6 protein-coding genes and 1 pseudogene are annotated in these 12,822 nt (G+C 33.3%); 1 reads left to right on the forward strand and 6 read right to left on the reverse strand.

Annotation, left to right across the window (positions count from 1 at the left end):
- Positions 1–217 precede the first annotated feature (217 nt).
- On the forward strand, positions 218–4,045 hold the full coding sequence (locus JMX48_RS06430; RefSeq protein WP_201535737.1) for a DUF4365 domain-containing protein: 3,828 nt from the start codon (positions 218–220) through the stop codon (positions 4,043–4,045).
- Positions 4,046–4,127: 82 nt separating this feature from the next.
- Here the strand turns inward: JMX48_RS06430 and JMX48_RS06435 are convergent.
- The 6 genes and pseudogenes from JMX48_RS06435 to JMX48_RS06460 form a co-directional block, all read right to left on the reverse strand.
- A pseudogene (locus JMX48_RS06435) lies at positions 4,128–5,345 on the reverse strand (IS256 family transposase).
- Positions 5,346–5,493: 148 nt separating this feature from the next.
- Positions 5,494–6,786, reverse strand: a complete 1,293-nt coding sequence (locus JMX48_RS06440) for a tyrosine-type recombinase/integrase (RefSeq protein ID WP_201535740.1) — start codon at positions 6,784–6,786, stop codon at positions 5,494–5,496.
- Positions 6,786–7,766, reverse strand: a complete 981-nt coding sequence (locus tag JMX48_RS06445) for a hypothetical protein (protein ID WP_201535742.1) — start codon at positions 7,764–7,766, stop codon at positions 6,786–6,788. The genes JMX48_RS06440 and JMX48_RS06445 overlap by 1 nt, the downstream gene beginning before the upstream one ends.
- On the reverse strand, positions 7,763–9,799 hold the full coding sequence (locus JMX48_RS06450) for a tyrosine-type recombinase/integrase (protein ID WP_201535744.1): 2,037 nt from the start codon (positions 9,797–9,799) through the stop codon (positions 7,763–7,765). Before JMX48_RS06450 ends, JMX48_RS06445 begins: the two co-directional genes overlap by 4 nt.
- Entirely contained in the window at positions 9,786–11,990 is a 2,205-nt protein-coding gene (locus JMX48_RS06455) for a hypothetical protein (RefSeq protein WP_201535746.1), read from the reverse strand. Before JMX48_RS06455 ends, JMX48_RS06450 begins: the two co-directional genes overlap by 14 nt.
- Positions 11,983–12,804: a deoxynucleotide monophosphate kinase gene (locus JMX48_RS06460; protein ID WP_201535748.1), complete on the reverse strand. Its 822-nt coding sequence runs from the start codon at positions 12,802–12,804 to the stop codon at positions 11,983–11,985. The genes JMX48_RS06455 and JMX48_RS06460 overlap by 8 nt, the downstream gene beginning before the upstream one ends.
- Positions 12,805–12,822: the final 18 nt, after the last annotated feature.

Here is a 12,822-nt window from a genome sequence, read left to right on the forward strand (position 1 = left end):
ATCGTATACAAATTTTAAAAGTTAGCACTTTTACAAGCGACTCGAATTCAAGATACAACTGATTAGAGACTCGTTATAGGTTGACCAATTGGTTGTACAGTAAGTTTTGGTTGCAGATTTATTCATCTGATAATTATTTTTATAAATAAGACATTATTGATAGATTTTTGCAACAAAGCCGATTATAAGTAATCTTTATTTTATAAATGGTCAGGGGATGAGTGTGAAAAATTTACCTAAAGAAGGTGATAGCCAAAGAATTGGACGATTAGCGAAAAAAGCTTTGTCTAATCATATGCCCCTTGATTGGATAGATAAAGAACTAGATGGTGATTCAGACTTTGGAATTGATTATCTAATACAGTTGAAAAATGACAGTAGTCAAGTCGAGTTTAGCTTCTATCTACAGCTCAAAGGTACTATGTCACCAACATATAATAAAACTCATACATCTATCTCTTACGACTTCAAAACCACTACATTAGCATTTTATCACCAACAAGAACCTCTTGTGATGGTAGCGGTTGTAGATATTCGAGATGAAAAAAAGTTTTATGAGTGTCCTATTTATTATTTTTGGCTTGATGAGAAATGGTTTGACGAAAATGCTAAAAAGTTGAATAGTCAAAAAACTATTTCGATAAACATTCCTACTACGAACCTGCTAAATCAGGAATTAAATATATATAGTTTTTATGCGAATAGATTTCAAGAAAAGCTAGCATTCTCCGAGATTAGAAAGGGTATTAACGGATTAGAAAGACCTGTGTTGGATACTTTAAGTTTAATTGCAAAAAATATCGATGAAAAGCCTATTTTTTTAAAATCGATTGAACTGAAAAATGAAGCCCCTTGGATTGATAATCCTAAGGATGAGGTTTCAACTGATTTAAAGATGTGTTCAGATTATTTATCAAATAATCGCATACAGGCTGCGAAAGTAGTATTAGACAAACTAAATACTAAAAAAGATAACTTTAGTACTCATGAAATGGCAGAGTTTTACTATCAAAGAGGTAATATTCTGTCTCATGAAGGATTTCGTGATGATGCGGAAAAATACTTTAAGTTAGCACAAGAGAAGAGTTCTAAAGATCGATATCGTTTGGCATACTTAGAGTCAAAATTTAAACTAGACTCAACACTTTCACAAGATGAGCTCGAAGAATCACTTGATACACTAGGGAGTAGCAGTCTTCCAGAATGCGCACTGAAAGCTAAAATTCTAGCAATGCTTAAGAGACCTACAGAGGCTCTACAACTGCTAAAACGATATTACCCCACTGAAATTATGATGCAAATGGTTATATGTACTATAGGATTTCTTCATGAAGAACTAGACCTCATCATTGAAGAAAATTTAGGCCATGAATTTGAGGATGATAGAAAAACCTATATTTTTAATGCACTAGCTGCTAGAAGGTTATTCCAGAAATCTTCAAATGATGTGGGAATATATGGAGAGATTCTTCCTATTGAGGGGAGACCTGATTACGATCTAGAAGGGATGAAGCAAGCATTTAGTTCATTACAGAAAGCATGGGTTGCAGCTAAAAAGCTAGGATATCCAAATGATATTACTATGCTTATAGATATAAGTGGATTAATTTACGGATATTTTAACAAATTAGAAGAGCTTACCTGTTATTTTGATGAGATTTTAAGTGAAAGAGCATCACATTCAGAAGTCATACGATCATATGTTCGTATATTATTTAATTGTGGGCAACATACAAAAGTAATCGAATTACTTGAAAAGCTAGAATCACTAGATGGTGATGAATGTGGTATGCACATCCTCTCATGCCATAATTTAAATAAATCTAAACTATGTTTGTCGTTAATTCAAAAATATGAAAGTATTTTATTAAGTTCTTCTAGAGAAAATATTCCTGCTATTTTTTGTATTGGGGCTGAAATTGCTGACTCAATGTTCGACAAAAATTTAGCTACCCGATATGAGGAAATTGTAAAGTCGCTCCCAGACGGTGAAGCATTCATCGCGATTCAAGATTTTGTCAATAAGTCCAACCGAGATAAAAGTAGACATAAGGAGTTTACCCAAAACTTATATCAAAAATATATAGATTTAGATAAGCCTTTAGTTATTGCTGCACAACTGATTAGATATTTAAATCCTCGGGACAGTATGACTGCTAATCAATTAATTGAGTTAGCAGAGAGTATATTAGAAACAAGAGAGTTGAGTAAAAATAGATATTTAGACCTAGCACAAGCTTTTATTACTACAGGGCGCTGGGCTGATGCAGAAAGATTAGCAGAAAAAAATATTGCTAAAGGTATAGCTATTTCAAAATGGAAACTAGTACAAGCGGCAGCTTTACAAAATCAAGGTAGGGTAGGAGTTGCCTATCAGATTATTGCAGATGTAATTAAGTTAGAGGACATAGGAAAGCAAGAAAAAGATTTTTTTATCAATCTATCTCTTTCATTAGGCTTAATTGATAATGTAGTCGAACTACTTGAAGAGAATTTAGCAAATTCGTCTAATATAGAAGATAAAATCTTTATTATTAGACAACTTATTAGTATCTATCCAAACAGAGCTGACTATACGGAAAAAACAAAGACTGCGGTTTTAAGATATGGAACACTTGTAGATCAAAATAACTGTGATCAGGAAGGTGATTATTTACAGTTATGCATGCTTTTGAGCCCATTTGAAAATGATAAACAGTTTACAGATTATACAGAAAGACGAAATGAATATACCAAAAAATTTCCTAACTCTAAAGTTTTTAAGATAGGGAATATCAATACGGATGAAGGTGCTGAAGGATTATTAGAATCTTTGAGAGATATGGCGGGTATTACTCCAGAACTGATTGAATTATGGGAAAGTAACAAGCAAAAGCTTAGAAGTAGGGAATTACCTATACCTTTTTTTATGAGAGGACTATATCTACAGGATACTAGAGATATTTTTACTACTTGGTTTTTATCAAAATCTTCTACAGATCAAGAATTAGAATTTAAAATTATACATTCTCCTCAGTTAAATAAAAATGATTTTAAAGACCTAATAGATACGTCTAATATTTTATTAATAGAGGAAACTTCAATACTAGTTCTCAATGAATTAGGGATTCTTAATAGCTTCTTGGAGTCCTTACCAAGATTTTCTATCTTGGAAACGTTCTTTAAAAAACTTAACCTTACAGCTCATGCTCTACTTTCCCCTTATAATAATATTGCAGGAGAAATTTTAAAAGCTATACAAAATAATCTGACTAAGTTAGATTTGATACACTTAGATGAGGAAAATTTATTACAGTATGGCAAATCATTAAAGGATAAGAGAGGACTTTTAATTACTGATGATTTATACGTTAACAAATTGGTTTCTATAGAAAATAAAGGTGTTCAGACTGGAAATATTTTTAATATTCTAGAGTATTTAGGTGATAAACATTTGTTAGACAAGAGTGTTTTACAAGAAAAAATAGTTAGTACCAGTAAGTTAGGTATTATAGACTTAAATATGAGATTAGATTTTCTAGGTGATTCAGTAGATTACTTCTTAGGAAGACCGGAAGTTCTAGATTATAAAGATACAGATTTTCAATATATTTTTGACAAGATAATGCTATTTCATACAAATTTCAAAATAAAATATAAGTTATTTTTAGATATTTTTCTTTATGTTGATGTGCAGAAAATTAGTCCACAGACTTTACTAACTCTAGTCTATAAACTCATTGAGAGTGAAGATAATTACGAACCGCAGGCAGTTATTACGACGTGGTTAATCCACTCTGGGCTTGGAAGGAAATGTGAGAAAGGCATGGAGACTAATTTTAGTTCTGAATATTTAATCTTGTGGAATAAATATATATCAGTTATGGGAATATTAGATCCTGAAAATTCTTCAATTATATCTTTATTAGAGAAGGTGGTGTCTGTAATACTGAATTTAGAACCAGAAATTAAAAGTATAGCGTTTAACAACTTAAAAAGTGGATTTTCTTCAGATTCAATAGAATATAGTAACTTAAAAAGATTAGATCGTTTTTTCAATCTATAAAAATGAGCCTCATAATGGCTCATTTTTATAATTTCGTATTAATAGTTACTGCAGACCATCTCGAATTCTGTGCAACTGCCATTTAGATTAAATACTTACTAATACGGTCATCAAACATAATTACAAAGCGATTTAAAGCAGACGTCCAGTTAAGGATCGACATTGACCACTTTTTGGATGCTTGCTGTGTTGCTAGATATACCACTTTAAAAGCAGCTTGATCAGACGGGAACCCCTTACGCTTATTCACCGCCGTACGAATCACACTGTTTAGTGACTCTATCCCATTAGTGGTATAAATCGCCTTTCTGATGTCTTTAGGATACTCGAAGAACACCGTTAAGCCCTCCCAGTTATTGCGCCAAGAGGTAACCATGTGCGGGTACTCTCTTTACACCAAGTCTTATCAAAGTGCTCAAGGTTTGCCTGTGCTATCTCAAGCCTATCAGCGGCATAGATAGCTTTTAAATCAGCCGCTACTGCCTTTTTATCCGTCCATGGTACAAACTTCATTGAATAGCGCACCATATGTACGATAAACAGCTGAACCTTGGCTCTGGGATAAACGGTATTGATGGCATCAGAGAAGCCCTTTAGACCATCGACACAGGCAATGATGATATCTTGCACCCCGCGGTTTTGCAATTCAGTGAGAACACCAAGCCAGAACTTGGCTCCTTCATTCTCTGATAACTACATGCCAAGCAGCTCTTTTTTTACCGTTAAGAGCGACACCTAAAGACAGATAAATAGCCTTGTTGATAATCTGCTTATCTTGGCGTACTTTGACGACAATGCAGTCTAAATAGACGATAGGATAGATGCTGCTCAGTGGCTGGTTCTGTCAAGCGGCGATGTCTTCTAAGATGTTATCTGTGACTCTTGAGACAAGAGAGCTTGATATATCGACGTCATAGAGCTCTTTGATGGTTTCGACGATCTCAATGTTGGTTTGGCCTTCAGCGTAAAAGAATATGATTTTGTCATTAAGGCCACTAATACGACTTCGATGCTTACGCACTAGGACAGGTTCAAAAGCGCCTTCACGGCCTCTTGGAGATGAAATCTCAAGATCGCCTGTGTCGCCACGCACTGTCTTTTTAGTGTGACTATTGCGCTTATTAGGCTTGTCTGTCTTCTCATGCTTAGGGTAGCCTAGATGATCTTCCATCTCAGCTTCTAAGGCAGTGTCGATAAAAGATTGTATGAGTTGCTTTTGAAAGTCTTTGATGTCATCAAAGCTGTTCATGCTACCAGCCATCTGCTGGGCTATTTTCTTAAGGTCAGATTGGTTAGTCATTGCTTATTCTCCTGTTAGTGGATTATAAGCAGTTGCACAGTTTTTATGAAACTTCCAGTTACCAATTTTCTTAGTTACAATAGACTTCTTTTGATACATTCAGTTAGCTAAGTCTACTTGTACGGTATCTTCTACATAACTTGCTTTTCTATATGCTTTCAGGTTCCATGTCATTAAGCATTTCTTGAACTGTTTTTTGAGGTGATGTTAGTAACTCATGAACAGTCCCTTGATGTGCTGAATATACTAGTCTAGCCATATCTATGTAGTATTTGTAAGTGGTTTCTAAATCTTCATGCCCCATCTGGTTTTTTAAGGCTTCACCGAAAGCAGCGTAAAGAACCTCTGAAGATTCATTAAGAAGCTTTTCCTTAAAAAATTCAATTGCAAACATTGTTGGCCACCAGTGCCTAGCTTCATAAAAAGTAATTTTTTCTCTAAAATCAGGATAAAACTGTATCGCTTTTAATTTGGCATCATTTGAGCGTCTTGAAATCATCATTGGAGTTATAGGTTTGCCAGATTTGTTCAAAAACAAAACTGAAGGTGGGCAAGCAACACCATGTCTTTCTCGGTATAGTTTTCTTCTTTCATTATAAAAAGGTTTGATATAGGTATTATCTAGTTCTTTTAAATCTTTGAGATTAATGATGACAGTTCGGAGTTTTCTACCTTTTCCAACCACTTTGAATTCTACAGTAGCTTTATCTTTATCCATTTCAGAATAAGGCATAATGCTTTTATTATCTCCATTTCCAATATATGGAAATTGAACCAGTTCTATAGGGCGCATTCCAGTACCAAGTGATAGCTTGAATAATGCAGAATAGACGGAATCAGCATAGGCATCAAGAAGAGCTTTAATCTCTTGATTTGTAATTAGAGATTTTGAAGATTTTTGTCTTCTTTCCTTATCTAAAATGCTTATATTTTTAGCATCTGTGACTTGTTTAGCTTCTTGTTGAATATAATTTAGCATTCTCTTATTTTTGAAATTTGCAATCCAATCTTTATGCTGTACTGAAACATTCGTAATATATCCAGCATTGTGTAGCCACTTAACATAATTTAAAAGAATTCTTGCGTCTTCAAAAATCGTCTTTGAAGTAGGTTTAATAGACTGTTTTTCTACTCGCTTGATTTGGCGATAAATTTGCCATTTTCTGATGTCATGGTTATCAATAAGAACATGATATTTACCAATATCAATACTACTAAACTTGTCCTCTGTAGATAAATATGAATAAAATTGCGATATGATGTTTGCATAACGCCTGGATGTGTTAACTGTCCCATTTGTTTCATTGTAAAGAAATAAATTAGGATGGCTGAGCAATATTTCTTTATCATTATGAAGTAAAGCTTTTAAAATGTAATGCTGAGCATTACTAAGCGTATCAATGCTTTTATACTCAATAAGTATTGTCTTGATTACTATCATTAATCCCCCTGATTGATTCGATATTGGCAAACTGTATCAAAACCATCCTGAACTGAGGGTATGAATGACTTATCAGCTGCTTGTAATTCAAGCTCAGGTACATTTTTGAAAAAGAATTGACGTTGTGTTTTAGTAATTGCTTCTGACTCTGAATAAGGAATATAGATTTTTATCTCTACTTGACAGCTAAGTCTTTTTAAAATTAACTTCAATTCCGATCTTGAATGTATAGGTAGTCTGGTGAATAGATGGAATGTTTCAGAATCGAATACATAACGTTCTACGAATTTTTTAAAACTACATAAATACCTTTCCATGAATAAGATAGTAATAACTTTTCTATTTGCTGAAAGTTTATTCAACTTAGTTATTATATGATCAATTTCGTTATCTTTCTCATCTTCGAAAGTATCAATACCATCCTTATCAATATAATTTCTAAAGATTAATCCGAAATTATCTTCTAAAATTTCAAAGTTAGCAGATGAGAGAGTTATTACAGGCTCAACATTTTGTTTTATATGTTGTTTGCTTAGCTCAATTTGCAAAGTATTTATCTTATTAAGCAGTTTATCATTATGTAAACTTTGTTTCTGCAACTGTAATCTAACAGCGTCTGCATCATACAAAGTAAGATCATTATTCATTAGTGAAGTTGTTATACTATTTTTTATATTAGCTACTTCTTTAATATGCTCTCCTTCAATATTATGAAGCTTGCTCTGCAACTCAATAATTTTTGATTGGTAGGTACATAATAACTGATTAGAAGAAATTTCATCTTCACCCTCAATTAATTCACTTATAGGTTTTTCACCTTTCATATAGGGTTTTAAGTCAGAATAGTATCGGTTAAATGATTGTCTAGATATTTCTACGATTGCGCATATATCTTGTATTTTCAGTTTAACGCTAGGATTCTTGACCTTTTCTTCAACGATAGCGCTAACAATTTTAGATCTGGTTATTACTGAACTCATAATTGTACCACTTTCATTTTAAGAGTCTTTTTGACTCTGTGATGATTCATATCTAATTCTTCTAGGTGCTTTTCATTTGCAGCAAGTTTTTTACGAATCATTTTCCCAGCTTTCTTACCAATGTTATCTGTAGATTCTAAAACACTATGATAAAAGTTAATATTGTCAGAGATAGCTTTCCTTGATTTTTCAATCGCGACACAATATTGACAATCCAACTGACAGTTAGTTACATCAGGACTTAAAAATTGACCCAAATTTTTCTTTCCAATTAGACATGGAGGTAGGTCGTCTTTCTTTATTTCCCCGCTATGAATGCAGTATGTTCCCAATGCAGATCTGTGGATAAACCACATCTCTCCACTAGAAAGTATGTGAGATACATAGTTAATTACTTGAAGTTTAAGTTGTTTACCCACGAATTTTTCTGGAGTCTTAATCATAGCATGTGCAATTTTTTCCGCTGATTTACCAGAATAAGATTCATCTCTAATACTTCTTACTACTTCATGAAAGTCCTTGGTAAAATTCACCTCAATAGCTTCTGCAATAGCATTAACCATAAATGGATTTCTAGCTATATACTTCAGTGTCATTGCATAGCTCTCATGCCCAAATAGCATCCGAATTAAATCGATATTCTTTTCACTTCGATTAATTAATATTTCAGCTATTGTTTTTCTGAACCGATGGTTATGAACTCTTTCTATTCCAGTAAATCGTTTGATCTCATTTGTGATGAGTTTAATCTGTGCATCTGTGAAATTATTTAGAACCTTTCTGCCTTTATTAGACTGAAACAAATAACTTTCCTTATTAAAGTCGGATAAGCTTTTCAAATGCTTGAAAGAAGATACACAGTCACCGATAAAAGAAGGAATCGGAATTACTTCAGTTTCACCTTGATAATTTGAGTCATTGGTCGTTTTAAATCGTGTAATGTTAATCCAGTATTCTCCGTTATTATCAATGTAGATATCATCTAGCATGATTTGTCCAATCTCTCTTGCTCTCATTCCTATAAGAAGACCAACAAAGATAAACAAAGCATTCCTAACGTGATCTAAGGCTATCGCATATTGATTTTTCCATGTATAAGAGTAAGGTTTGCTCCAATTTTCAAGTGTTATTTTCGAGTAAATTCGACTACTAGACATTACGTTTATTTCATGTATTGTGATATTCGTAAGTTTTTCAAATTCTTCATTTGGCTCCCATGAATAGAAAGTAGCACTACTTTTTTTAGCTAAATCTAGTCCACCGAGATAATCACGTACATTTATTAATTCTGGTAATGCACTTTCGAGCCAGAACAGTGAATATTCCATTAATTTTGCTAATTCACTTTCAGAAAATGGTACCCAAGTAGATACTATGCCTTGAAAGTGATTAACAACATCCTTGTGCCTCTTTTTGTTATCAACAGACGTAAAATCAATATCTAGTCTATACTTTTCAGGTATGGATCGTTGACGTGATAGGGATAACCATAATCTGATCATACTAAACATTGAAGAATAATGCCTTGGGGCATCATTATTATTTTTGGCTCTATCAAGAGCTTCATTTAACATGTTTGGAGTAATGCAATCTATATCGGTTCGATCATTTGCTGATAAATGATTATGCTTAAAAACATAGGATATAAAGATATTAAAGAGATTAGAGTAAGATTTAGTGGTGTTGTAACTTTTAATAGTGCCGGAAAGAGAGAAATCTGGAATTGCGTAATATAATAATACTCGTTTTAAACCATTGTATTTTTCGTCTTCTTTGTAAAAATATATTTTTGTAGGGTTTTTGCCAGTAGTGTATTCAAGCAACCAAACATTGTCTCTATATAAAGAGTATTCGGAAATAGGAAAGTCATGGCTAGAATGTTCCCTTAGTTTTACAGAAAGTGAAATAGCAGAGCCAGATGTTTTCCCGCACGTTGTTTCTAAAGAGTGATTACATTCTTTATTAGCAGATTCACCTTCATCTCTCTGTAAAGATTCAATGGTAAAATATCTATCTAGATCAAGCATCATCATCCTCAAAAATAACCTTTAAGTCATTTAGATTTCTAGGTAAAAGCGGTGAATTTTTTCTTTGATATCTTGCTGAATGTTTAATGTGATCATCATCATTCCAGTTATCTAGAATTGACTCGATAATCAGTTTTTCATCATTTAAAATAGAGTGAGACTCAAATGTCTCATTCGTTAAGTCTCTTATATGTAGTAATCTCTCCATCAAATAAGGTACGGAGTCTTCAAAGAGTCGAATTTGTTTGCAGAAAATACAATTTTGAATTGAGTAACATTTTTCACCGTTAGAAATTTCATTTTCTGCCTCAAGCCATGTTGGGTCATATTGATTAGAGCATCCCCATAGAGCGCCTTTTTGTCCAGGTATATGAAAAATCTTTAGCCCTATGTTTGTATTTAGATTTTCATCGTTTTTTGTTCCAACAATACCTTTGAATTTCCTATTTCTAAGTAAAGTAACGATCTCTTCTTGTTCTATTCTTAAACGGTTTTTTCTATCTTGTTTTGCTATGCCAGAATTGTCGTAATATTGATCAGTAGTGTTTTTTGAATTATGTCCTTGAACTAGTCTCACGACTGTCAAAGGAAGATTTTTCCGTTTGATTTGCATCCAAGTGATACGAATTCTCGAAGTAAGATCGCCAATTGCAGAAATTTGCGTTCCATGCTCTTTAATTTCATGTTTGTTAATAAAATGTTTGATTGCGGTTTGGAAGGCTTTGTTTTGAGATATCGAAGTATGTCTTCCTCCTTTGGAAACCCAGTCGGCCCAATATCTAAGACATGTAAATAGAGGGTTTAAATCATCTTTTTGATGATGCATAGGGATATAATCAAATGAATATCTCTCAAGAGGTGCTACAATATTTTTTGCTAATTGAATAATATTGTAGATTGAATATCTATCATCCTTATTGCTTGGAGCTATAAATTCCTTCGAATTACTATAAGGTAGGTTAGAATCTTGGCTTCTATGTTTTTCTGAGAAGATAATGGATTGATTTTCGTTTAAAGCACCAGTTAATACATGCTCATAATTGTTAGGATCAATTGCTAAAACAGTCTCTTTATTCCACCCAGTTTGAAGTGCGAGCATTAAGTAGATTGCAGCAGAATCAATCATAGAAGGGAAATACATTCCTAAAAAAGCATCCCAATTGTCTATTTGGGGGTGCTTATATTTTTTTTGTGAACGGGATATTCGCAAGATCAATAGTTGGATAATATCCTCACACTCTCCTATAGCGATGCAAGAATCAGCCGAATATTTTGCATCAATTTCATCCAGCGTCTTTTGCATTGGATAGCCATTAGCGATTAAGGTTTTTAATCCCCTCAAGACATCAAAATTCCAGTTACTTAAGCCAAATCCTTGCTGTTTTTTTAAATGCAGAGTTGTTTGAGAAGTATTGATTAATGTTTTATCTCTTTCATAAATAGCTCTGAATTTATCAAGTATTTTCGGATCACATTGTTCCATTAACTCCGACAACTCAGTATCTATGCAATCTTTTAATTTTATAGAGAGAGTCTGTATATTAAGTCTAGTAGAAACCTCTCCACTGAGTATCATCTCATACCATGCAAAAACACGTTCTTTAGTCATGGGTGGGAATATTTCTGAATGAGCTTCAGCTAATGTATATGGCTCTGCCTTATTAACCTTTTCAATAAAATTAATTTTTTCGTAGAGGCGATCTACTTCTGATTTTAAAGCTTGTGTCAAATCGTCATAACAAATTTTATCTAATGGTTCTGTTGGCTTGTTTTTGCTTTTAAAAGCTGTAACATTGGGTAATGAAGGGATTGGTATTAACTTTGTTTTTTCAGAAAAATCAATAATTGCAGCTTTCAGTTTTGATGGGATCTCTAGGTTTATTTTGTTTTTTTGGCAATATCTGATATAGGCTCTAAATGCTTCAGAGTGTACTTTTGAAAGAGAGTCTACTTTAAGCTTATTAGGTTGTTTTTCGTTATACTTATTTATGAATACAAAAAACGTTTCAATTGCTTGATTCAGAATATACGCTGACGTATTGACCCTATCCTTAGAGTGAAAAAGGAATAACCTGTGAAGCTCAAGGCATAATTCATTATCAAGTTCAAAGCCTGAAATACTCAAATATCTTGCTTTAATAACATGACCAGAGGATGTTTCAACAGATATAACATTCCGAATATCTCTTTCATTCACGATTAGTCTTTCCCCATTCTTTTTCAATGATTAGTTCTAAATCCATTAAGGAACCATTATTGTTAATGACAATGTCTCCTTGTTTTATTTCTATTCCTCTTTCAGAGGAGTGACTTATAACTTTTGCTGCATTGTCTCGCTTAACGTGCCATATATTGCCGTTGTGAGACCGTATGAAGTCAGCCTCATTCTCAAATCTAACATCTTTGATTACAACAATTTTGTCTTTTCCATAAGCAGGAATTTCCCTTGAAGGGAGAGTCAAAGGTATTTCTGATCTTAATAAGCGATAGTTACTGAATTCTAAGTAAGCATGGCTATAGAGAAATTCAATCATTTGATTTGGTGTCATATCCCAATAGTTATGATTATTCTCTAGTAATAAAGGATTCCATGCTTCTTCTTGAGTAATCCCAAAAATAGCTTGCGCAGCCAACCTGAAAGGGGCTTTGGGGTCGGTAAAGTCAATTCGCAATTTATCAAATTTATTGGTTTCATTTTGGTTAAATGCCAAGTTTGCTCTTAATAACCAATGATCAGAATCCAATTCTCTAAGCCAATCAGTTCCAACCGTTTGAAAAATTTTTCTAGGTGACCATCCCCAATGAGGGATTATTTTCTCTTTAAGATCATCATCCCAAGTTTCGGCATCGGTTAGCCCAAATAATATTTGGCATCCAATTTTTAACGGGTCGGCTAAGGCATATGTAGTTACATCTTCATGTTTTAATAATATAGAAGCTACTGTGTCTTTACCTGATCTAGCTATAGCTGCAATTCCAATTACTTTAGTCATTCTTAATTTACTTCCCATCACCTAAGCTTAATTTCT

The sequence above is a fragment of the Psychrobacter immobilis genome (genome assembly GCF_904846225.1).
Classification (GTDB): Bacteria; Pseudomonadota; Gammaproteobacteria; order Pseudomonadales; family Moraxellaceae; genus Psychrobacter; species Psychrobacter immobilis_F.

Coding starts and splice junctions, on each gene's coding strand:
- JMX48_RS06440 (WP_201535740.1), bottom strand. CDS start 6,786: ATGATAGTAATCAAGACAATACTTATTGAGTATAAAAGCATTGATACG.
- JMX48_RS06450 (WP_201535744.1), bottom strand. CDS start 9,799: ATGATGATGCTTGATCTAGATAGATATTTTACCATTGAATCTTTACAG.
- JMX48_RS06445 (WP_201535742.1), bottom strand. CDS start 7,766: ATGAGTTCAGTAATAACCAGATCTAAAATTGTTAGCGCTATCGTTGAA.
- JMX48_RS06430 (WP_201535737.1), top strand. CDS start 218: ATGAGTGTGAAAAATTTACCTAAAGAAGGTGATAGCCAAAGAATTGGA.
- JMX48_RS06460 (WP_201535748.1), bottom strand. CDS start 12,804: ATGGGAAGTAAATTAAGAATGACTAAAGTAATTGGAATTGCAGCTATA.